Origin of the sequence: Pseudomonas sp. MWU15-20650, assembly GCF_023242475.1 — a bacterium.
GTDB lineage: Bacteria > Pseudomonadota > Gammaproteobacteria > Pseudomonadales > Pseudomonadaceae > Aquipseudomonas.
In genome coordinates this window covers 133,602-155,345 of sequence record NZ_JALJFG010000005.1, presented here as the reverse complement: position 1 = coordinate 155,345, position 21,744 = coordinate 133,602, and the positions used below count along the sequence as shown (strand labels likewise).

At 60.4% G+C, this 21,744-nt stretch carries 17 protein-coding genes and 1 tRNA gene; 13 read left to right on the top strand and 5 right to left on the bottom strand.

Features of this window, described 5'->3' with window-relative positions:
- Window positions 1–99: 99 nt before the first annotated feature.
- Together M5B43_RS07345 and M5B43_RS07340 are read left to right on the top strand one after the other, a co-directional pair.
- The gene (locus M5B43_RS07345) at window positions 100–3,843 is read left to right on the top strand and encodes an EAL domain-containing protein (RefSeq protein WP_248749469.1); all 3,744 of its coding nucleotides are present in this window, start codon (window positions 100–102) and stop codon (window positions 3,841–3,843) included.
- Between the two features lie 15 nt (window positions 3,844–3,858).
- A tRNA-Ile gene (locus M5B43_RS07340) sits at window positions 3,859–3,935 on the top strand.
- Window positions 3,936–4,138: 203 nt separating this feature from the next.
- Here M5B43_RS07340 and M5B43_RS07335 read toward each other — a convergent pair.
- Window positions 4,139–5,143, bottom strand: a complete 1,005-nt coding sequence (locus tag M5B43_RS07335; protein WP_248749468.1) for a helix-turn-helix domain-containing protein — start codon at window positions 5,141–5,143, stop codon at window positions 4,139–4,141.
- Window positions 5,144–5,238: 95 nt separating this feature from the next.
- On the opposite strand from M5B43_RS07335, the gene M5B43_RS07330 reads away from it, so the two are divergent.
- The 10 genes from M5B43_RS07330 to pqqE all read left to right on the top strand — a co-directional run bounded on the left by M5B43_RS07330 (window position 5,239) and on the right by pqqE (window position 15,051).
- The gene (locus M5B43_RS07330; RefSeq protein ID WP_248749467.1) at window positions 5,239–5,703 is read left to right on the top strand and encodes a tautomerase; all 465 of its coding nucleotides are present in this window, start codon (window positions 5,239–5,241) and stop codon (window positions 5,701–5,703) included.
- Window positions 5,704–6,162: 459 nt separating this feature from the next.
- On the top strand, window positions 6,163–6,609 hold the full coding sequence (locus M5B43_RS07325; protein ID WP_248749466.1) for an Lrp/AsnC family transcriptional regulator: 447 nt from the start codon (window positions 6,163–6,165) through the stop codon (window positions 6,607–6,609).
- 146 nt (window positions 6,610–6,755) lie between these two features.
- Window positions 6,756–8,447: an NAD(P)/FAD-dependent oxidoreductase gene (locus M5B43_RS07320; protein ID WP_248749465.1), complete on the top strand. Its 1,692-nt coding sequence runs from the start codon at window positions 6,756–6,758 to the stop codon at window positions 8,445–8,447.
- A 10-nt stretch (window positions 8,448–8,457) separates the two neighbouring features.
- Complete coding sequence (locus tag M5B43_RS07315; RefSeq protein WP_248749464.1) at window positions 8,458–9,252, top strand: carbon-nitrogen hydrolase family protein; 795 nt, start codon at window positions 8,458–8,460, stop codon at window positions 9,250–9,252.
- A gap of 48 nt (window positions 9,253–9,300) precedes the next feature.
- Complete coding sequence (gene pqqF / locus M5B43_RS07310; protein ID WP_248749463.1) at window positions 9,301–11,676, top strand: pyrroloquinoline quinone biosynthesis protein PqqF; 2,376 nt, start codon at window positions 9,301–9,303, stop codon at window positions 11,674–11,676.
- A 158-nt stretch (window positions 11,677–11,834) separates the two neighbouring features.
- Window positions 11,835–11,909 carry a pyrroloquinoline quinone precursor peptide PqqA gene (pqqA, locus tag M5B43_RS07305; protein ID WP_003194766.1) on the top strand — a complete coding sequence of 25 codons (75 nt, stop codon included), beginning with the start codon at window positions 11,835–11,837 and terminating at the stop codon, window positions 11,907–11,909.
- A 71-nt stretch (window positions 11,910–11,980) separates the two neighbouring features.
- The gene (pqqB, locus tag M5B43_RS07300) at window positions 11,981–12,892 is read left to right on the top strand and encodes a pyrroloquinoline quinone biosynthesis protein PqqB (protein WP_248749462.1); all 912 of its coding nucleotides are present in this window, start codon (window positions 11,981–11,983) and stop codon (window positions 12,890–12,892) included.
- A gap of 11 nt (window positions 12,893–12,903) precedes the next feature.
- Window positions 12,904–13,656 (top strand): pyrroloquinoline-quinone synthase PqqC, encoded by a 753-nt coding sequence (gene pqqC, locus M5B43_RS07295; protein ID WP_248749461.1) that lies wholly within the window; start codon window positions 12,904–12,906, stop codon window positions 13,654–13,656.
- Entirely contained in the window at window positions 13,653–13,928 is a 276-nt protein-coding gene (pqqD, locus tag M5B43_RS07290) for a pyrroloquinoline quinone biosynthesis peptide chaperone PqqD (RefSeq protein ID WP_248749460.1), read from the top strand. Before pqqC ends, pqqD begins: the two co-directional genes overlap by 4 nt.
- The gene (gene pqqE / locus M5B43_RS07285; protein ID WP_248749459.1) at window positions 13,900–15,051 is read left to right on the top strand and encodes a pyrroloquinoline quinone biosynthesis protein PqqE; all 1,152 of its coding nucleotides are present in this window, start codon (window positions 13,900–13,902) and stop codon (window positions 15,049–15,051) included. Before pqqD ends, pqqE begins: the two co-directional genes overlap by 29 nt.
- A gap of 5 nt (window positions 15,052–15,056) precedes the next feature.
- Here pqqE and M5B43_RS07280 read toward each other — a convergent pair whose 3' ends face one another.
- Window positions 15,057–15,215 (bottom strand): YqaE/Pmp3 family membrane protein, encoded by a 159-nt coding sequence (locus tag M5B43_RS07280; protein WP_010207008.1) that lies wholly within the window; start codon window positions 15,213–15,215, stop codon window positions 15,057–15,059.
- A 183-nt stretch (window positions 15,216–15,398) separates the two neighbouring features.
- On the bottom strand, window positions 15,399–16,658 hold the full coding sequence (locus tag M5B43_RS07275; protein ID WP_248749458.1) for an aminotransferase class III-fold pyridoxal phosphate-dependent enzyme: 1,260 nt from the start codon (window positions 16,656–16,658) through the stop codon (window positions 15,399–15,401).
- Window positions 16,659–16,867: 209 nt separating this feature from the next.
- On the opposite strand from M5B43_RS07275, the gene M5B43_RS07270 reads away from it, so the two are divergent.
- Window positions 16,868–17,767 (top strand): LysR family transcriptional regulator, encoded by a 900-nt coding sequence (locus M5B43_RS07270; RefSeq protein ID WP_248749457.1) that lies wholly within the window; start codon window positions 16,868–16,870, stop codon window positions 17,765–17,767.
- A gap of 241 nt (window positions 17,768–18,008) precedes the next feature.
- Here the strand turns inward: M5B43_RS07270 and M5B43_RS07265 are convergent, their stop codons facing one another.
- Window positions 18,009–19,787 carry an acyl-CoA dehydrogenase C-terminal domain-containing protein gene (locus M5B43_RS07265; protein ID WP_248749456.1) on the bottom strand — a complete coding sequence of 593 codons (1,779 nt, stop codon included), beginning with the start codon at window positions 19,785–19,787 and terminating at the stop codon, window positions 18,009–18,011.
- A 122-nt stretch (window positions 19,788–19,909) separates the two neighbouring features.
- Window positions 19,910–21,679: an acyl-CoA dehydrogenase C-terminal domain-containing protein gene (locus tag M5B43_RS07260; protein WP_248749455.1), complete on the bottom strand. Its 1,770-nt coding sequence runs from the start codon at window positions 21,677–21,679 to the stop codon at window positions 19,910–19,912.
- Window positions 21,680–21,744: the final 65 nt, after the last annotated feature.

Here is a 21,744-nt window from a genome sequence, read left to right as displayed (position 1 = left end):
TCCGTAGATCACTTTCTATAGATTAACTGCCCCGCAATCTCCCTCCCCCGCAATGCCCGTCTACACTCGAGACATTCCCCGTGCCATAACGAGACCGTTATGCCCAGATTGCCGACCGTGATACTGCTGTCGCTGCTGACCTGGACCGCAACGGCTGGCGCGTTGACTCTTACTGATGATGAGCGTAGCTGGCTGGCGGACCATCAGGAGCTGCGCCTGGGGGTGGACGCCTCTTGGCCACCCTTCGAATACCGTGATGAAAATGGCCGTTACCAGGGCCTGGCAGCCGATTATGTACGCCTGATCCAGGACCGCCTGGGCGTCAAGATCAAGCTGATCGAGCCGGCCAACTGGACCGCCGTGCTCGAACAGGCCAAAACTAACCAACTCGACCTGCTACCCGGCATCATGTCCACACCGGAGCGCCAGGGTTTCCTCGCCTTCACACGCCCCTATCTCGACTTTCCCATCGTCATACTTGCCCACGAAGGTGGCGCGAAACCGCGCAACCTCCAGGACTTGTACGGGTTGAAAATTGCTGTGGTGGAAAATTACGCGCCCCATGAGTTGCTGCGTACCCACCATCCAGATCTCAATCTTGTGGCGATGCCCAACGTCAGTTCGACACTACAAGCCCTGGCCACCGATGAAGTCGATGCGGTCGTCGGGGACCTGGCCTCCAGCGTCTGGAGCCTGCGCCAACTCAAGCTCGATGGGTTATACGTCAGCGGCGAAACGCCCTACCGCTATCAGTTGGCAATGGGCGTACCACGGGACGAAAAGATGCTGGTGGGCATCCTGGACAAAGTCATCGCTGACCTCAGCCCGGACGAAACCGATGCCATCCAGCAACACTGGGTCGGCAGCCTCACCGATCACCGTACGTTCTGGGTAGACCTACTGAAGTACGGCCTGCCAGCGGTGTTACTGCTGAGCACCGTGCTGGCCATTGTGATTCGGATCAATCGCCGGCTCAGTTCAGAAATCTCGCGCCGAGTCGCCCTTGAGCAAGAACTGCGTAGCAGTGAGTACCACTATCGCGGCTTGGTGGAGAGCCTATCCGCCATCGCCTGGGAAGCCAGCATCAGCGATTTCACCTATAGCTATGTATCGCCCCACGCCGAAGAGTTACTCGGCTATCCCCGTGCCCATTGGCTGATTCCGGGCTTCTGGCGAAACATCATCCACCCCGCCGACCTGACACGCGCCGAAGCTTTTTGCTACCGGGAAACCCGTGCCAACCGCGATCACAGCCTCGACTACCGGGTTATCACGGCTGACGGCCGCTGCCTGTGGGTACGCGACATTGTCAGCCTGATCGAACACGGCCATGAGCCGGTGCTGCGCGGCTTGATGATCGACATCAGCGAAGCCAAACGCACTGAAGAAGCACTGCAACTTTCCGAACAAAAGTTTGCTTCAGTGTTCCAGCAATGCCCGGACATCCTGGTGATTGCCCGCATGTCCGATGGCTGCCTGCTTGAAGTCAACAAGGCATTTGAGGACCAGATTGGCCTCCGAGCCGACGAGGTGGTTGGCAAAACGGCCACCGAGCTGAATATCTGGGGCATTCAAGGCGTCGGTCCGGATTTGCTGCAACGCATACAGACCACGAGCGTCCGCAACCTGGAGATGCCCTTTCTGCGCAGCAATGGCCAAGCGTTTATCGGGCTTATCTCAGCTGAGCCGTTCCAACTCGATACCACCGAAGCCTTGGTGGTGGTCGTGCGGGATATCACCCAACTCAAAGAAACCCAGCAGCGGCTGCAAACCTCTGAAGAGAAGTTTGCCAAGGCGTTCCATGCCTCCCCCGACGGCTTGCTGCTGAGTCGCCAAAGTGATGGTCTACTGATCGAGGTGAACGAAGGCTTCACCCGCCTGACCGGCTTCACCAGCGCAATATCGCTTGACCAATCAACCCTCGACCTCGGCATCTGGGTCGATCTCAACGAACGCAAGCACCTGCTGGAGTTGATGCAGCGCGACGGTTTTGTCCGTGATTTCGTCTGCCATATACGCCGTGCCGATGGCCAGATTCGTCTGTGCGAAGTGTCCAGCCGCCCGCTGCCCATCGGCGAAGAAAACTGCATGCTGACCATCGCCCGAGATATCACCGAACGCCAGTTAATGCAGGAAAAACTGCAACAGGCTGCCACCGTATTCGAAAGCACCGCCGAAGGTGTATTGATCACTGATATTCGGCAGAACATTAGCGCCGTCAACCGCGCCTTCAGTGAGATTACCGGCTACAGCGAGGCCGAAGCGCTGGGCCATACCCCGCGTCTGCTTGCCTCTGGCCTGCATGACAGCGCGTTCTACGCCGCGATGTGGCACCAATTGACGGCCCACGGTCACTGGCAGGGCGAGATTTCCAACCGCCGCAAAAACGGCGAGCTTTACCCCAGTTGGCTAACCATCAGCGCCGTACGCAATCATGACCAATTGATCACACACTTCGTGGCTGTGTTTGCCGACATCTCCAGCCTCAAGCTGGCCCAGGCACGCCTCGACTATCAGGCGCATCACGACCCGTTGACCGGCCTGCCCAACCGTACCCTGTTTGAAAGCCGACTGCAGGCGGCCCTCAACGGCCAACAAGAAAGCGGCAAACAGGGCGCGGTGTTGTTTCTCGACCTGGACCGCTTCAAACACATCAATGACAGCCTCGGCCACCCGATCGGCGACCTGTTGCTCAAAGACATCGCCGTGCGCCTCAAGGAACAACTGCGTGACGTCGACACCGTGGCCCGCCTGGGCGGTGATGAATTCATCATCCTGCTGCCCGGCCTGCAACACGCCAGCGATGCCCAATACCTGGCCAATAAACTGCTCGACTGTTTCACCCCACCGTTCCAAGCCGGTGAACACGAGTTCTTTATCAGCGCCAGCATCGGCACCAGCCTCTACCCACAGGACGGCAACGACGTTGCCACGCTGGTCAAAAATGCCGACGCCGCGATGTACCGCTCCAAAGCCAAGGGGCGCAACCGGGTCGAAAGCTATACCCGCGATCTGACGGCCCAGGCCAACGAACGCGTGGCGCTGGAGCACGAGTTGCGGCGCGCCATCGAACGTGATGAATTGAGCCTGTATTACCAACCCAAGCGAAGCTTGGTGACCCAACAACTGATCGGTGCAGAAGCCTTGATCCGCTGGCACCACCCGACCTTTGGCGAAGTGCCCCCCGAACACTTCATCGCCCTGGCCGAAGAGAACGGCATGATTCTGCAGATTGGTGACTGGGTACTGGAACGGGCTTGCCGGCAGATGCACACCTGGCAAGGCGCTTTCGATGATTTCGGCCCCCTGTCGGTCAATCTCGCTGGTGCGCAATTGCGCCATCCCAACCTGCTGTCACGCATCGAACAACTGCTGCGCGATTACCGTCTCGACCCCGGCTGCCTGCAACTGGAGATCACCGAGAACTTCATCATGAGCCAGGCCGAAGAGGCGCTGGAGGTGCTGCACCAACTCAAGCAACTCGGTGTACAACTGGCGATCGACGATTTCGGCACCGGCTATTCGTCCCTCAGCTACCTCAAGCGCCTGCCGCTGGACTTCCTCAAAATCGACCAGTCCTTCGTCCGTGGCCTGCCCGACGACCCCCACGATGCAGCGATCGTGCGCGCGATCATCGCCCTCGGCCACAGCATGCAGTTCACTATCATCGCCGAAGGCGTGGAGAACGCGGCACAGCAAGCATTCCTCGCCGCCGAAGGGTGTGAGCAGATGCAAGGCTACATCGTCAGCCTGCCGCTGCCGCCGGAGCTTTTTGCCGCAACCTTCCTTCATACGCGTCTGGAGGATTTTTCGGATAGCACAGCGGAGAAACCATCGCTATAATCCGCGACCTACTGAGGGCCTATAGCTCAGTTGGTTAGAGCAGGGGACTCATAATCCCTTGGTCGTAGGTTCGAGTCCTACTGGGCCCACCACACTCAAAGCCGCGCACTGCGCGGCTTTCGTGTATCTGGATGGACCACCGCAGATACAGTCCTATGGTCCAAGGGGACAAATTAGGTACAGTGCTGGTTCTCTGCTCCCTCTCAGTGTTCGGCTTCTTCCAGCTACGACTGCTGGTCGGCCAGGGCTGCTTGTCTATGACTGCGAGACTGGTTTCCAGGATCTCCTCGGCTGTTCACTGACGCGACAAAGGCCTGGAACTGCCAACGGCAATCCCCTCCCCACGAATCTGACTCGGCATCACATTCAGCCACCTGCGCAGCAACCGTCGTAGGGTCGCCGCATCGCCTAAACCCACCTCGGCAGCCACTTCCTCTACCGAAAGTCCGCTACCTTCCAATAGCACCCGCGCCTTGTTCAATCGCACCGACTGGATCAGGTGCTGCGGCCCGTAGCCTAGCACTTTGGTGACTTGCCGGTTGAGCGTGCGCGTGGATACGTTCGCCTTGAGAGCCAGCGCGCCCACTGTCACCGGCGCTGGAATTGTCTGCGCAATATGCGCGGTCAGTTGGGCAATCAGACCGTTCTCGGGCGCCATCATCGTCGGGGACATATAGGGCGACTGCAGGCGTCGACGCTCCACCAGGAGTGCCTGACCGATCATCGCGGCCAGCCGCTCACCGAAGCTCTGGCGCAGTACATACAGCAGCAGGTCCACGTGGGCCAGCGCTGCGCCTGCGGTGATCAGCGGACCATCGGCGTGCACCATGCGGTCCGGTTCCACGCGTGCCTGAGGAGCCGCGTGACGCAACGCGGATGCCAGCCACCAGGTGGTGGTGACGCAGCGCCCATTCAGCAGTCCGGCGGCGTTGAGCAAGAACACGGACGAGCACGAAGCAGCAATCTTGCCGCCAGCCTCGGCGTGACGACGCAGGGCTGCAGCCAGTGGTGCAACGTCCGGTTGGGCCATGCGTACTCTAAGTTGCGCGGCGTCGTCTACATCCAGCCCAGGCAGGATCCAGCAGTCGTGCTTGTTCGTTTGGAGGGGCAGGTTTGCGACCTGTAGTTGCAGGCCGCCGGCCAACTCTAGGGTACCGGCGCTAATGCCACACACGCGCCAGCGTGGCGCGACCACACCTACCCGGGACGCAAGCTTGGCGGCGGTGGCCAGTAGATCCAGGGTCAGGGTGACGCTAGAAGCGAAGGCGCCTTGGGGCACCACCAGAGTAAAATCGTACATTGGCTGATAGTGCATGATTTACGGCAAATCGGCCACTGTTGCTCGCGGTGGTCGTGCTCTTTAATGGAGGTTCTTTCCCACAGGAGCTGTGATCAATGCCGACTATTTTCATCAAGACCCCTGCCGGCGCACTGAGTGCGCAGCAGCGTGAACGGATGCTCACCGCCGTCGACGCGGCAGCCACACAGTGCAGTGGGCTGGGACCGGACCCGCGTCAGCGCCGTCTATGCTGGGTCATCGCCGAGGAGATTCCGGCGGGCCTGTGGCGCTGTGGCGGCAGCGACGACTTCAGCCAGTTTGTACCATGCCTGGTGCAGATCCTGGCCCCAGCCGGTGTGCTGGATGACGCGCATCGTGCGCGTTATGCCGCAGCAGTGCATCAGGCGATCGTGGACATCGCGCCGGTACCTGAAGCACAGCGGCTGGTGACCTCCATCATCGTCAGCGACGTAGAGGATGGGACGTGGGGCGCGAACGGTCAGTTGTGGCGACTTCCGCAGTTCGTGGCAGCAGCGGGGTATGCACATATGCCACAGGTGGTGCCCTCCAGCACTCCGTGAACCGCGCGCTTCATTGAACATGTGCTTACGTCTGCCAAGGGACACGGTTGGCCTCAGGGGAATGCTCCGGCTTAAGAGCCGGAGCATCGGGATCGATCAGTCCAGCTGCTTCCCCTTGGTTTCGGGTGACTGCATAGTTGAGCGAGCCTCAAAGGCTTCAAAATCAGTACAACCACAGTACAGTACTCAGCTTGCGTAACTCTCTCAAAATCACGCTTAACACCACGTACTACGGGGCCTCCCGCTATGCCAACCTACGTTCACCTACGAACGATTTCTCTAGGCATATCAGCTCGCCCAGCAACTCATGATCTCTTGGTCGCAGGTTCGAGTCCTGCTGGGCCCACCAAACAAGAAAGCCGCGCATTGCGCGGCTTTTGCGTGTCTGGCGTAGCGGTTTTGTCCGCAGGACCAAGCCTGTAACATGCTTGCCCACTGCCATCCGCACTGGAGCTCCCCTTGCCCGCCCTAGATGAAATCGATCGCCAACTGATCGCTGCCCTGCAGATCAATGCCCGCGAAAGCGTGGCGATGCTGGCTCGGCAGCTAGGCATCGCACGTACCACGGTGACGTCGCGCCTGGCACGCCTGGAGAAAACCCAAGTGATCACCGGTTATGGCGTACGCTTGGGTCAACGCGTCGCGGGGGGTGGTTTGCAGGCTTATGTGGGCATCAAGGTACAACCGCGTTCGGGCAAGGAAGTGCTGCGCAGGCTGAGTGCCATGGCCCAGGTACAACAGCTCTGTGCCGTCAGCGGTGAGTTCGATTACGTCGCCTGGCTACGCACCGATTCGCCGGAACAGCTGGACCAACTGCTGGACCAGATCGGCAGTGTCGATGGCGTGGAAAAAACCACCACGTCGATCATTCTCAGCAACAAGCTGGACCGCGGCCAACCAATCTGACCACGCAGCTCGTCACTTTGACTAAAAACAATTCAATTCGACGACACTTTGCGTCTTATTAACGAGCACCATGCTCCCTAAACTGGCTGCCATCTTTTCCTATACTCAGTGGGTCTTACCCCGCCGAGTTGCCAGCCAGGTCAGCCATGAACACATTTAACAAAAACAATCGCCACCCTGCAGACGGTAAAAAACCCATCACCATCTTCGGCCCGGACTTCCCGTTTGCCTTTGATGACTGGATCGAACACCCCGCTGGTCTGGGCAGCATCCCCGCCGTCCACCATGGCGCCGAAGTGGCGATCGTCGGTGCGGGTATCGCCGGCCTGGTCGCGGCCTATGAGCTGATGAAGCTGGGCCTCAAGCCCGTGGTGTATGAAGCCTCGAAAATGGGTGGGCGCTTGCGCTCCCAAGCGTTTGAAGGCGCCGAGGGCATCATCGCCGAGTTGGGCGGCATGCGTTTCCCGGTGTCGTCCACCGCGTTCTACCACTATGTGGACAAGCTGGGCCTGGAAACCAAACCCTTCCCCAACCCGCTGACCCCGGCATCCGGCAGTACCGTGATCGATCTGGAAGGCCAGACCCACTACGCGCAAAAACTCTCCGACTTGCCCGTACTGTTCCAGGAAGTGGCCGATGCCTGGGCCGATGCCCTGGAAGCCGGCTCGCAGTTCGGTGATATCCAGCAAGCGATCCGCGACCGCGACGTCCCCCGCCTCAAAGAGCTGTGGAATAAGCTGGTACCGCTGTGGGACGACCGCACCTTCTACGATTTCGTCGCCAGCTCCAAAGCTTTCGCCAAGTTGTCGTTCCTGCACCGCGAAGTGTTCGGCCAAGTCGGTTTCGGTACCGGCGGCTGGGACTCGGACTTCCCCAACTCCATGCTGGAAATCTTCCGCGTGGTGATGACCAACTGCGATGACCATCAGCACCTGGTTGTCGGCGGCGTGGCGCAGGTGCCCATGGGCATTTGGCGTCACGTGCCGGAACGCTGCGCGCACTGGCCGGCCGGTACCAGCCTCAGTTCATTGCATAGAGGCGCGCCACGCGCTGGCGTGAAGCGCATTGCCCACGCCGCCGAGGGTCGTTTCGCGGTCACCGATAACTACGGTGACACCCGCGAATACGCCGCCGTACTGACCACCTGCCAAAGCTGGCTGCTGACCACCCAGATCGAATGCGACGAAACCCTGTTCTCACAGAAAATGTGGATGGCCCTGGACCGCACGCGCTACATGCAGTCATCGAAAACCTTCGTGATGGTCGACCGTCCGTTCTGGAAAGACAAAGACCCGCAAACCGGCCGCGACCTGATGAGCATGACCCTCACTGACCGCTTGACCCGCGGCACCTATCTGTTCGACAACGGCGACGACAAGCCCGGGGTTATCTGCCTGTCTTACTCATGGATGAGCGACGCGCTGAAAATGCTGCCGCAGCCTATCGACAAACGGGTAAAACTGGCCCTCGACGCGCTGAAGAAAATCTACCCGAAAGTCGACATCAAGGCGCGCATCATCGGCGATCCGATCACCGTCTCGTGGGAAGCCGACCCGCATTTCCTCGGGGCCTTCAAAGGTGCATTGCCCGGCCACTATCGCTACAACCAGCGGATGTATGCACACTTCATGCAGAAGGACATGCCTGCCGAACAGCGTGGGATTTTCATTGCTGGTGACGACGTCTCCTGGACCCCGGCCTGGGTCGAGGGCGCAGTGCAAACCTCGCTCAACGCGGTGTGGGGCATCATGACCCACTTCGGTGGCAGCACCCACCCAGAGAACCCGGGCCCGGGCGATGTATTCGATGAAATCGGGCCGATTGCCCTCGCCGAGTAAGGAGTTGACCATGCGTGTCGCCCTGTATCAATGCCCGCCCCACCCGCTGGATGTGGCCGGCAACCTCAAGCGCTTGCACCAACTGGCGCATGAAGCGTCCGGCGCCGATGTACTGGTGCTGCCGGAGATGTTCCTTACCGGCTATAACATCGGCGCCGAAGCTGTGGGCGCCCTGGCCGAGGCACAGGATGGGCCGTCGGCGCAGGCGATTGCCGAATTGGCCCAGAGCACCGGCCTGGCGATCCTGTACGGTTACCCGGAGCGGGCCGCAGATGGCCAGGTCTACAACGCCGTACAGTTGATCGACAACCATGGCCAGCGCTTGTGCAACTACCGCAAGACCCACCTGTTTGGCGACCTGGATCACTCGATGTTCAGTGCCGGGGAGGATGATTTCCCGCTGGTGGAGCTGAACGGATGGAAGCTGGGCTTCCTGATCTGCTACGACCTGGAGTTCCCGGAAAATACCCGTCGCCTGGCCCTGGCCGGTGCCGAACTGATCCTGGTACCCACCGCTAACATGGTGCCGTTCGACTTTGTGGCCGATGTCACCGTGCGAGCCAGGGCGTTCGAGAACCAATGTTTCGTGGCGTATGCCAACTACTGCGGGCACGAAGGCGAGATTCACTACTGCGGGCAAAGCAGCATTGCTGCACCTAACGGTCATCGAATCGCCAAGGCCGGCCTGGATGAAGCGTTGATCGTCGGCACGCTGGATCGTCAATTGATCCTCGACGCCCGCGCCGCGAATCATTACCTGCAAGACCGTCGCCCTGAGCTCTACGGTTCACTGCACAAGCCCTGATCCAGCGGGTTTGCTAGCATAGGCACTTCCCACGCTTCGGAAGTGCCCATGCCTGCGCCGGTTCACCCTCACCACCTTCACCTGACCCTGGCCAACGGCCTGCGGGTTTCCCTGCGCCATGCGCCGCGCTTGAAGCGTTGCGCCGCCGTTTTACGGGTGGCTGCCGGCAGTCATGATGTGCCATTGGCGTGGCCGGGGCTGGCGCATTTTCTTGAGCACTTGTTGTTTCTCGGTACCGAGCGTTTTCCGTCAGACCAAGGGCTGATGCCCTACGTGCAACGTCACGGCGGGCAAGTCAACGCCAGTACCCGGGAACGCACCACGGACTACTTCTTCGAGCTCCCTGAGGCGGCCTTTGCCCATGGGCTAACGCGCCTGGCGGACATGCTGACCCACCCACGCCTGACACTCGACGATCAACTGCGCGAACGCGAAGTGTTGCACGCGGAGTATGTGGCCTGGTCCCGAGATGCCAAGGCGCAGCAGTACGTTGCGTTGCTGGAAGGCGTGGCCGCTGATCATCCGCTGCGAGGGTTCCATGCCGGTCATCGCGACAGCCTGCCGGTAGAACGTGAGGCGTTTCAGCACGCCTTGCGGGAGTATTACGGGCACTTTTATCAAAGCGGGCAGATGACCTTGAGCCTTGCCGGCCCACAATCGCTGACAGACCTGCAAGCCTTGGCCCAGCAGTTCAGCGACGCACTGATTCCGGGACCACTGCACCCGCAGGCCGCACCACCGGCCTTGATGCAGGGCCAAATACGCAGCTATCAACACGCCGCCAATCACCACCTGCATCAGGTCATTACCTGTGAGGCCCCTCGCCAAGCGCTGGAATTTCTCTGCACCTGGCTCAACGCTTCGGCGCCAGGCGGGTTGCTCGCGGAACTGAAAGCACGACAACTGGCCACAGAGGTGCAGGCGTCCGTGCTGTATCACTTCGCCGGGCAAGCGGTGCTGGATATCGACTTCACCCTCGATAGCCTGGATGAACCGGCGACGCAGATCGAAGCATTGTTGTACGACTGGCTGAGTTTTTTCGCACACAGCGATTGGACGCTATTACGCGAAGAGTTCGCCTTGCTCAACGCTCGTCAGCAGCAGGTCCAAGGCGCCCTGGCCTTGGCGCGCAACGACGCCGAAGACCTGTCGGAGCAAGGCGCCGCAGCCCTCAAGGCCATGCTCGATTCACTGCATCTGCCCACCCCCGGGCTCACCTGGCAGCTCCCACCGAGCAACCCCTTTCTTCGCCCACCCGCCAAGGAAGAACGCGCCGGTCTGATCCGCGGCCAGACCAGCGCCCACCGCGGCTTGCGCACCTTTGCCCAAGATCGCTCACGGGGTCGACGGGAGCTATCGGCGCTGACCTTCAGCCAGGCATTGGGGGAAGATACCGACGAAGGCGCCCTGTACCTGCATTGGCGGTTTGACACCGCCGTACCCGTCGGCCTTGAAAGTGCATTGCAGCCGTTGCGCGAACAGGCTCATCAAGCGGGTGTCGAGTTGTCTTGCGAGGCCATCGCCCATGATTGGCTGGTGAACATTCACGGCCTTCACCAACCCATGCCGGCCGTGCTCGAAGAACTGGCGCGTTGCCTGAGCCGCTTGGATGAACAGCTGTCACCCCCCGCACCAGCGCCGATGATCGCCATCCGGGCATTGCTCAAGGCGTTGCCTGTTTGCTGTGCCGGTATTCAGCTCGAGCCCCAAGAAACGAAAGCATCATGGGCTACCGCACGCTGGCAGGGGCTGGGCGCTGGCCTGCCCGCTGCGTGTGAAGCCGCGATCAAAGCCACAGCCGCCCGGTTGCCAGGGCAACCGGCAGACATGCCCTACACCTCTCAAAACCTCCACGGCCAGAAGCGCTGGCACGCGGTAAAAACCGAGTCCAGCGAAGCCGCCCTGCTGCTGTTTTGCCCGACGCCGAGTCAATCCCTGGTCGATGAAGCCAGGTGGCGGTTGCTCGGGCATGTACTTCAGGGCCCGTTCTACCAGCGCCTGCGAGTCGAACTGCAAATCGGCTACGCCGTGTTCAGCGGCATCCGACAAATCAACGGAAGAACCGGCCTGCTGTTTGGCGTGCAATCGCCCAGCCTGGCTCTGGACGGCATCGTCGAGCAGGTGCAAACCTTCCTGGGACAACTGCCGTCCCTGATCGAGAGCAGCCCAGACTTGGGCAGCCAGGCCCTGGCGCAGCAATTCACGGTCCAGGCATTGCCCATCGCCCAAGCGGCCGACCTGCTCTGGCACGCCCGGCTGTCTGGCCACCCGTCGGATTATCTGGATCAACTGCAACACCTGATTCAAACCCGCACACGCGAGGACTTGCAGCACGCGGCCCAGCAACTGAACGACGCGGCAGGCGGTTGGCACTGTGTAGCCAATGGCCCACGCATCAGCGATTCCTGGCAAACGGCGCGCTGATCATTGCCAACCCTGCAACAGCCTTTTTCCATCAAGACAGCGCTAACTTGGAAAGAATTGAGTAATATTCCCTAGCAATATCTGAACATCTCCAATTGGAGGTGGACTATATGTATTACTCGGTAGTGAAAGTCCCATCCCTCGGTAGGAGTATGAATATGACCTGGTCCAAACCTGCTTACACTGATCTGCGCATCGGTTTCGAAGTCACCATGTACTTCGCCAGTCGTTAATCTGCTGGGTAATACAACGCCTCGGTTCGCCCGGGGCGTTTTTGTTTTGAGCTTTGCTTGATGGAGCGACCATGTTTGTCCAGATTCTAGGTTCCGCCGCCGGCGGTGGTTTTCCGCAGTGGAACTGCAACTGCGTGAATTGCGCAGGCTTTCGCGACGGTAGCCTGCGGGCCCAGGCGCGTACTCAGTCGTCCATCGCGATTTCCGACGATGGCGTGAACTGGGTGCTGTGCAATGCTTCCCCCGACATCCGTGCGCAACTTCAGGGCTTCGCGCCCATGCAACCCGGCCGGGCCCTACGCGATACCGGCATCAGTGCAATCATCCTGATGGACAGCCAGATCGACCATACCACTGGCCTGCTGAGCCTGCGCGAAGGCTGCCCGCACCAGGTGTGGTGCACTGACATGGTCCATGAAGACCTGAGCACCGGGTTCCCGCTGTTCACCATGCTGACCCACTGGAACGGCGGCCTGGCCTGGAACCGCATCGAACTGGATGCCAGCTTCACCATCCCGGCGTGTCCCAACCTTCGCTTCACGCCGCTACCGCTGCGCAGTGCCGCACCGCCCTACTCACCGCACCGTTTCGACCCACACCCGGGCGACAACATCGGTCTGATCGTCGAAGACCTGCGCACCGGCGGCAAATTGTTTTACGCCCCGGGCCTGGGCAAGGTCGACGCGCCGTTGCTGGAGATCATGGCCGGCAGCGACTGCCTGCTGGTGGATGGCACGATGTGGGACGACGATGAAATGCAACGCCGTGGCGTCGGCACGCGCACCGGGCGCGAGATGGGGCACCTGGCACAGAATGGCCCCGGCGGCATGCTCGAAGTGCTGGAACACCTGCCCAAACAGCGCAAAGTGCTTATCCACATCAACAACACCAACCCGATCCTCGATGAAGACTCCCCCGAGCGGGCGGAGCTGGTGCGGCGTAATGTTGAAGTGGCTTACGACGGCATGAGCATTGAATTGTAGGAGCTGACGACATGACTGATACGCCCTTGACCACCGCCGAATTCGAAGCCGCCCTGCGGGCCAAAGGCGCCTTCTACCATATCCATCACCCGTACCACGTGGCGATGTACGAAGGCCGCGCCACCCGCGAGCAGATCCAGGGCTGGGTCGCCAACCGTTTCTACTACCAGGTCAATATTCCGCTGAAAGACGCCGCGATCCTGGCCAACTGCCCGGACCGCGAAATTCGCCGCGAGTGGATCCAGCGCCTGCTCGACCACGATGGCGCGCCAGGTGAAGACGGCGGCATCGAAGCCTGGCTGCGCCTGGGCCAAGCGGTCGGCCTCGACCCGGACCAACTGCGCTCCCAGGAGCTGGTACTGCCTGGCGTGCGCTTCGCAGTAGACGCCTACGTCAACTTCGCCCGTCGCGCCAGCTGGCAAGAGGCTGCCAGCAGTTCACTGACCGAGCTGTTCGCGCCACACATCCACCAGTCGCGCCTCGACAGCTGGCCACAGCATTACCCGTGGATCGACCCGTCTGGCTACGAATACTTCCGCACCCGCCTGGGCCAAGCCCGTCGTGATGTGGAGCACGGCCTGGCAATCACTTTGCAGCACTACACCACCCGCGAAGGCCAGGAGCGCATGCTGGAAATTCTCCAGTTCAAACTGGACATCCTGTGGAGCATGCTGGATGCCATGAGCATGGCCTATGAACTGAACCGCCCGCCCTATCACAGCGTGACCGAGCGGCGGGTCTGGCATAAAGGGATCACACTATGAGCTTTGATCGCAGCAGAAAACCGACCTGGCGCCAGGGCTATCGCTACCAGTATGAGCCCGCGCAAAAAGGCCATGTGTTGCTCTACCCCGAGGGCATGATCAAGCTCAACGACAGTGCGGCGTTGATTGGTGGCTTGATCGACGGCGAGCGCAACGTAGCGGCGATCATCGCCGAGCTGGATAAGCAATTCCCCGGCGTACCTGAGCTGGGTGACGACATCGAGCAATTCATGGAGGTCGCCCGTGCTCAGCACTGGATCACCCTTGCCTGAAAAGCCCGCCATCGGCTTGCCACTGTGGCTGCTGGCCGAGCTGACCTATCGCTGCCCTCTGCAGTGCCCGTATTGCTCCAACCCGCTGGATTTCGCCGAGCAGGGCAAAGAGCTGAGCACCGAGCAGTGGTTCAAGGTATTTCGCGAAGCCCGCGAGATGGGCGCCGCGCAGCTGGGTTTTTCCGGCGGCGAACCGCTGGTGCGCCAGGACCTCGCCGAGCTGATCGCCGAGGCGCGCAAGCTGGGGTTCTACACCAACCTGATCACCTCAGGCATCGGCCTGACCGAGCAGAAGATCAGCGACTTCAAGAAAGCCGGCCTGGACCATATCCAGATCAGCTTCCAAGCCAGCGACGAGCAAGTGAACAACCTGCTGGCCGGCTCGAAAAAAGCCTTTGCGCAGAAGCTCGAAATGGCCCGCGCGGTGAAGGCACACGGCTACCCGATGGTGCTGAACTTCGTCACCCATCGGCACAATATCGACAAGATCGACCGCATCATCGAGCTGTGCATCGCGTTGGAAGCGGACTTCGTCGAACTCGCCACCTGCCAGTTCTACGGCTGGGCGCAGCTCAATCGTGTGGGGTTGCTGCCGACCCGGGAACAGTTGGTGCGCGCCGAACGCATCACCAATGAATACCGCGCCAAACTCGAAGCCGAAGGCCACCCGTGCAAGCTGATCTTCGTGACCCCGGATTACTACGAAGAGCGCCCGAAAGCCTGCATGAATGGCTGGGGCAGCCTCTTTCTCACCGTCACCCCGGACGGTACTGCCCTGCCCTGCCACGGCGCCCGACAAATGCCGGTGCAGTTTCCCAATGTGCGCGACCACAGCATGCAACACATCTGGTATGACTCCTTTGGCTTCAACCGCTTTCGCGGCTATGACTGGATGCCCGAGCCGTGCCGTTCATGTGATGAAAAGGAAAAGGACTTCGGCGGCTGCCGTTGCCAGGCGTTCATGCTGACGGGTGACGCCAGCAATGCCGACCCGGTGTGCAGCAAGTCCGAGCAACACGGCATCATCCTGCAAGCGCGAGAAGAGGCCGAACAGGCCACCCAGACCATTGAGCAACTGGCCTTTCGCAACGAGCGCAACTCACGGCTCATCGCAAAAGGCTGAGGCTCTCAACGCTTGGCGATGATGTACACCGCGTGAATGATGCCGGGGAAGTAACCGCACAAAGTCAGCAGAATATTCAGCCAGAACGCGCCAGCGAAGCCCACTTGCAGGAACACACCCAGTGGCGGCAGCAGAATGGCGATGATGATACGAATGATATCCATAGGTCAGCTCCAGAAAGTCGGCTCGTGCGAGCCGTGTAGCTAATCGACCTTTTGGAGGGGGTAAGGGTTCAGTGGGATCTGGCACTGGGCCACCCTTTAATGAACAGACAAAAAAACGCCCCCAGCCAAACAAATCAGGCTGGAGGCGCCGCGTATGCCGCGAGACGGTTCAGGAATACAGGATTAAACGGCGATGCCTTTGCGGCATTGCAGTTGGGCGGTGCGCACGCGGGAAAAGGCGCGAGCCAGGCGCAGGAGCATTTCGTCAATGTCGCCTTGGCTGACCGTAAGCGCCGGCGTGAAGCGCAAGCAATTGGGTTGCGGGGCGGTGAGGATCAAGCCTTCGTGCAGGGCAGCTTTTACAACGGCATCTGCTGAATCATCCGATAGCACCAGGCCCCACATCAGGCCATGACCGCGCAACTGGCCGTGGTCGTAGCGATAAGCCAGGCGGGCGAGACCTTCGCCCAAGTAAAGGCCAGACTCTCGGACCTGTTCAAGAAAGCCGCTCTCCAGCACCGTATCGAGCACCGCCACCCCGGCCGACGCCATCAACGCATTGCCATGATGGGTGCCTTCCAGCTCGCCCACTTCAAAGCAGCAAGCCTTGCCTCGCGCCAGCAGCGCCGCCAACGGCACGCCGCCACCCAAGCCCTTGCCGAGGGTGATGATGTCGGCACGCACGCCGTACTGCTGTTCAACGAGCAAGCTACCGCAACGGCCGATACCGGTGTGTACTTCATCGAGGATCAGCAGGATTCCCAACTCCCGGCACAGCCGTTCAACACCTTTGAGGTAATGTTCCGTGGCCGGGATCACGCCGGCATCGCCCTGGATCGGCTCCAACAGGATGGCCACGGTCTGTGCATCTACGGCGGCATGCAGGGCCGGCAGGTCGTTGAAGGGCACATGGCTGAAGCCTGGCAATTGCGGCTCAAAACGGTTGCCCCCCGCGCCGGGCGAGGCCGCCAGCGCCGCAAAGCTGCGGCCATGGCAAGCGTTACTGGCACTAATGATGTGATAGGCGCCACCGCGATACAGTTGCCCCCATTTGCGCGCCAACTTGATCGCCGCTTCACACGCTTGCGAACCACTGTTGAGCAGGTAACCCTGCTCGCTGCCGGTGTGATGGCACAGCCGATCGACGAGGTTCAGTTGCACGCGGTTATGCAGGCCGTTGCCAGGGTTGATCAACGCCTGAGCCTGATCGGCCAGGGCCTTGATCAACACCTGTGGGCTATGGCCGAGGCTATTGGCGGCACTGCCCTGGCTGAAATCGAGGTAGGCCCGGTCGTCGCTGTCCCAGAGCCAGGAGCCCTGGCCACGCACGAAGACCTGCGCGGGTCGCGCCACCGTGGGCATCAGGCATTCACTGGACAGATCATGCGGCGTCGCCAGGATCAGATCGTCCAGGCTCGGCGCAGGGCGACGAAACAGGTTCACAGCTCACCCCCAATAGCAACCTGACCTTGGTCGGTGCCCGGTGCAAACACCGCTTTGAGATTTTTTGTCTTGCCTATGTAAACGCTATAAATATAAACGTTATTCATTGCCCGATCCGGCCCTGTAAGCCCTGCGAATAGGCGCTAGACTAGGCGTCTCGCGGGCCATCGGCCATTTCGATTTTCCAGCTTTTTCGATAAGTATGTCTTATGGATTTCAAGCAACTGCGTTATTTCGTCGCGGTGTATGAGGAAGGCCACGTAGGCCGCGCGGCGGAGCGTCTGTCGATCTCTCAGCCGGCCTTGTCGCAACAGATTCGCCAACTGGAACAGAACCTGGATGTGAGCCTGTTCGAACGTAGCAGCAAGCGGCTACTACCGACCCTGGCGGCACATACGCTCTATAACCATGCGTTGCCATTGATTGATGGCCTGCAGCAAGCCGTAGAGTCGCTGCGCAACTTCAAGGGCCAGGCAATGCGAACCTTGGCTATCGGCGTGCTGCAAACCGTGCACACCAGCCTGGTGCCGCAAATGCTGGAACGGGTGCGCAAGGCCCAGCCACACTTGGTGGTGCAGATCTACGAATTGACGGGGCTTGAGATTGAGCGACGGCTGCTCAACGGCTCACTGGACATTGGCATCAGCTACCTGCCGCCACGCCAGCCGGGGCTGAACGGCGTGCTGCTGTATGAAGATGAATTGAAGGTGGTGATCCCCGAAGACCACCCCTTGCGCGCATTCAAGAAAGTCTCGCTGAAACAGGCGGCAGAGCTGCCGATGTTGCTGCTGGGGGAGGAGTTTCAGGTTCGACAGATCTGGCAGGGGCAACTGTCCAACCTCGGGCGGCGGCCGCAGGTGCAGGCCGAACTCAACACGATGGTCGGGATTCTCGACAGCCTGCCCCATACCAAGCTGGCAACCGTGCTGCCAGGGCGCTCCCAGGACGAACACAACAGCAAGGCATTGTTGTGGAAACCCTTGAGTGAGCCCCGGGTGCCGCTGAAAGTAGGCTTGGTCTGCCGCGATGTGCAACGCCAGCAAGCGACGATGGCGTTGCTGCGTACCTTGCTGGAGGACGTAATGAATGCGCCACAGGCGCAGCCCTGAACGTCAGTGGCCTGACTTTTTCGCGGGCAAAAGAAAACCCCGCCGAAGCGGGGCTTTGCAGACTGTTTCCCTGACATCCATTTCACTCCGCCGTCCTGGCAGAATCCTACGTGTCCGTGTTGTTGCTTTGCGCTTCCTGCGCGACGTCCATGTGAAGTAGATTATCCGTGGATCCAATTTGGCGATAGAGGACGAATAGCAGCACGTCATGTAAGAGAATGCTTACACGCCCGCCTCGTCCTTAAAACAGTGCTTCATCCATCAGGAACAAGGATTCGCTACCGGCTTTTACCGATGCACTCAACGAGTGGATACGCGGCAACAGACGCGCAAAGTAGAAGCGTGCAGTCCCCAGTTTGCTGGCGTAGAAGTCATCCTGCGCCTCTTTGCCCAACGCCGCCTTGGCCATGCGCGCCCACATATAGGCGTAGGCCATATAGCCAAACGCATGCAGGTACTCTACCGACGCCGCGCCGATTTCATTCGGGTTGGTCTTGGCCCGGTCCAGTACCCAGGCCGTCAACTCATCCAGGTCATCCACCGCTGCGCTGAGCGGGCGGGTGAATTCAGCCAGTGACGCATCTGCCGTGGCGATGAACTGACGGATTTCATCAGCGAACAGGGTGTAGAACGCACCGCCACTGCCAACGATCTTGCGCCCCATCAAATCCAGTGCCTGGATGCCGTTGGTGCCTTCGTAGATCTGGGTGATGCGCACGTCACGCACCAACTGCTCCTGGCCCCACTCGCGGATGTAGCCGTGGCCGCCGAATATTTGTTGGCCGAGCACCGTGGTTTCCAGGCCCAGGTCCGTGAGGAACGCCTTGGCGACCGGGGTCAGCAGCGCCACCAGGTTATCTGCACGCTCGCGGGCGGCAGGGTCTTCACTGAACTTGGCAATGTCCAGTTGCGTGGCCACGTACGTGGAGAACGCACGACCGCCTTCGTTCGCCGCCTTCATGGTCAGCAGCATGCGGCGCACGTCCGGATGCACGATGATCGGATCTGCCACTTTGTCCTTGGCCTGTGCGCCCAATGGGGAGCGGCTCTGCAGGCGGTCGCGGGCATATTCAATCGCGTTCTGATAGGAGCGCTCACCGGATGCCAGGCCCTGGATACCCACCCCCAGGCGCTCGTAGTTCATCATGGTGAACATCGCCGCCAGACCACGGTTAGGCTCACCCACCAGGAAACCCACGGCCTCGTCAAAGTTCATCACGCAGGTAGCGGACGCCTGGATACCCATCTTGTGTTCAATCGAGCCACAGGTCACCGGGTTACGCGCGCCCAGGCTACCGTCGGCATTCACCATGAACTTCGGCACCAGGAACAACGAGATGCCCTTGGGACCTGCCGGCGCATCCGGCAGCTTGGCCAGCACCAGGTGGATGATGTTTTCGGTCAGGTCGTGTTCGCCACCCGTGATGAAGATCTTGGTGCCGCTGACCTTGTAGGAACCGTCCGCCTGAGGCTCGGCCTTGGTGCGGATCATTCCCAGGTCGGTGCCCGCGTGCGCTTCGGTCAGGCACATGGAGCCTGCCCAGCTACCGGCGTACATATTCGGCAGGTAGGTCGCCTTGAGTGCTTCACTGGCGTGGGTGTTGATCGACACACAGGCGCCGGAGGTCAACATCGGGTACAAACCGAACGCCAGGCTCGACGAGTTGATCATTTCCTCGACCTGGGCCGACACCGCCTTGGGCATGCCCATGCCACCATAGGTCGGGTCACCGCCGACGCCCACCCAGCCGCCTTCGGCGTAGGTTTGGTACGCCTGTGGAAAACCCTCCGGCGTGCTGACCGCGTTGTCCGCCCAATGGCACCCTTGTTCATCACCGCCACGGCTGAGCGGGGCGATGGACTTGGCGGTCACTTTGCCGGCCTCTTCGAGGATCGCCTCAACGGTTTCGGCGTCGACAGTGTCTGCCAATGCCGGTAATTGGGCCCAAGTCTTGGCGACCTCAAACACTTCGTTGAGGACGAAGCGCATATCACGCAACGGCGCTTTGTAATCAGCCATGGCAAACCTCGTGAGAACGTGAAAAGTGATTCGATAGGATCGGTTTTACAGGCCCCGAGTGTAACCGAACAACTTTTAAGACACATAGGGTCCACTTGTGACTGGCTGGTATTTTTAGGTCATCAAAAGGCAAATGCCGCCCCAGGCAGACTCATCAGGCACTCGCTGCCCGCTTCCACCGCAGCCCGATGGGTCGCGGTGCGCGGTAGCAAGCGCTTGAAATAGAATTCGCAGGTGGCCAGCTTGGCCTTGGCAAACGCCGCGTCGTCCTGGGCCTGGGCCGCAATCGCCATGCGCAGCCACAGGTAGGCCAGGATGATGTAACCGCTGTACATCAAGTAATCCATCGCCGCAGCGCCTACTTCGTCGGGGTTCTTCATCGCCGCAGTGCCCACGCTGAGCGTCAGCTCGCCCCATTGCTGATTCAGCCGGTTGAGCTGGGCCACATAGGCGCTGAGTTGCGGATGCTCGGCGTTGGTGGCGCAGAACGTGTGCACAATCCTGGTAAACCCACGCAGCAGCTTGCCTTGGCTGCCAAGCACTTTACGGCCCAGCAAGTCGAGTGCCTGGATGCCGTTGGTGCCTTCATAAATCGGCGCAATCCGGCAGTCGCGTACCAACTGCTCCATCCCCCACTCACGAATGTAGCCATGGCCGCCAAATACCTGCATGCCGTGGTTGGTCACCTCCAGACCGGTTTCAGTCATGAAGGCTTTGCAGATCGGTGTGAGGAAGGCCAACAGGTCCTCGGCCTCCTGGCGCTGGCCGGGGTCGTTGCTCAGGTGCGCGGTATCGAGCAGTTGCGCGGTGAAGTAAGTCAGCGCGCGGTTGCCCTCGTTGAAAGCCTTCATGGTCAGCAACATGCGGCGTACATCGGGGTGCACGATGATCGGGTCGGCGGCTTTCTCCGGAGCCTTCGCGCCCGTCAACGAGCGCATTTGCAGGCGGTCGTTGGCGTATTTGATCGCCCCTTGAAAGCTCGCTTCACCATTGCACAAGCCCTGCATGCCGGTACCAAGCCGCGCGTGATTCATCATGGTGAACATGCAGTTCAGGCCTTTGTTCGCCTCGCCAATCAAAAAGCCCTTGGCGCCGTCGAAGTTCAGCACACACGTGGCCGAAGCCTTGATACCCATCTTGTGCTCGATGGAGCCGCAGTGCACCGCGTTGCGCTCGCCCGAGTCCGCATGGAACTTAGGCACGATGAACAGCGAGATGCCCTTGGTGCCGGCCGGCGCATCCGGCAACTTGGCCAGCACCAAGTGGATGATATTGGCGCTCATGTCGTGCTCGCCGGCCGAGATGAAGATCTTGCTGCCGGTGACCGCATAGCTGCCATCCGCCTGAGGCAAGGCACGGGTCTTGATCAACCCCAGGTCGGTGCCGCAGTGGGCTTCGGTCAGGCACATGGTGCCGGTCCACTCGCCGGCCGTGAGTTTGCTCAGGTAGGTGGCTTTCTGCTCGTCAGTACCGTGGGCGTGGATCGCGGACATCGCGCCGTGGGTCAAGCCCGGGTACATGCCCCAGGAGGTATTGCTGGAACCGATCATCTCGCTCAGCACCAACCCCAAAGAGTGCGGCAAGCCTTGGCCACCGTAGGCCGGGTCGGCTGCCACACCGTGCCAACCGCCTTGCACATACTGGGCGAAGGCTTCTTTGAAGCCCTTGGGCGTGGTCACCACGCCTTGATCGAAATGGCAGCCTTCTTCATCGCCGCTGCGGTTGAGCGGCGCGAGCACGTTCTCGCAGAACTTCGCGCCTTCTTCGAGGATCGCGCTGACCATGTCCGGGCTGGCATCCGTCGCCCCCAGAGCCGCGTAGTGGCCATGGAAGTCGAACACGTTATCGATCAGAAAGCGCATGTCGCGCAGGGGAGCTTTGTACTCAGGCATGGCAATGTCTCCGGCAGCAGATGGTTTCAACCTACTGCCGGCCACACCCTCGGACAATCACTGTA

What these genes read in the sequence shown, in the direction of transcription:
- M5B43_RS07345 (WP_248749469.1), top strand. Translation starts at nt 100, where the DNA reads ATGCCCAGATTGCCGACCGTGATACTGCTGTCGCTGCTGACCTGGACC.
- M5B43_RS07335 (WP_248749468.1), bottom strand. Translation starts at nt 5,143, where the DNA reads ATGTACGATTTTACTCTGGTGGTGCCCCAAGGCGCCTTCGCTTCTAGC.
- M5B43_RS07330 (WP_248749467.1), top strand. Translation starts at nt 5,239, where the DNA reads ATGCCGACTATTTTCATCAAGACCCCTGCCGGCGCACTGAGTGCGCAG.
- M5B43_RS07320 (WP_248749465.1), top strand. Translation starts at nt 6,756, where the DNA reads ATGAACACATTTAACAAAAACAATCGCCACCCTGCAGACGGTAAAAAA.
- M5B43_RS07315 (WP_248749464.1), top strand. Translation starts at nt 8,458, where the DNA reads ATGCGTGTCGCCCTGTATCAATGCCCGCCCCACCCGCTGGATGTGGCC.
- pqqF (WP_248749463.1), top strand. Translation starts at nt 9,301, where the DNA reads ATGCCTGCGCCGGTTCACCCTCACCACCTTCACCTGACCCTGGCCAAC.
- pqqB (WP_248749462.1), top strand. Translation starts at nt 11,981, where the DNA reads ATGTTTGTCCAGATTCTAGGTTCCGCCGCCGGCGGTGGTTTTCCGCAG.
- pqqC (WP_248749461.1), top strand. Translation starts at nt 12,904, where the DNA reads ATGACTGATACGCCCTTGACCACCGCCGAATTCGAAGCCGCCCTGCGG.
- pqqD (WP_248749460.1), top strand. Translation starts at nt 13,653, where the DNA reads ATGAGCTTTGATCGCAGCAGAAAACCGACCTGGCGCCAGGGCTATCGC.
- M5B43_RS07280 (WP_010207008.1), bottom strand. Translation starts at nt 15,215, where the DNA reads ATGGATATCATTCGTATCATCATCGCCATTCTGCTGCCGCCACTGGGT.
- M5B43_RS07270 (WP_248749457.1), top strand. Translation starts at nt 16,868, where the DNA reads ATGGATTTCAAGCAACTGCGTTATTTCGTCGCGGTGTATGAGGAAGGC.
- M5B43_RS07265 (WP_248749456.1), bottom strand. Translation starts at nt 19,787, where the DNA reads ATGGCTGATTACAAAGCGCCGTTGCGTGATATGCGCTTCGTCCTCAAC.
- M5B43_RS07260 (WP_248749455.1), bottom strand. Translation starts at nt 21,679, where the DNA reads ATGCCTGAGTACAAAGCTCCCCTGCGCGACATGCGCTTTCTGATCGAT.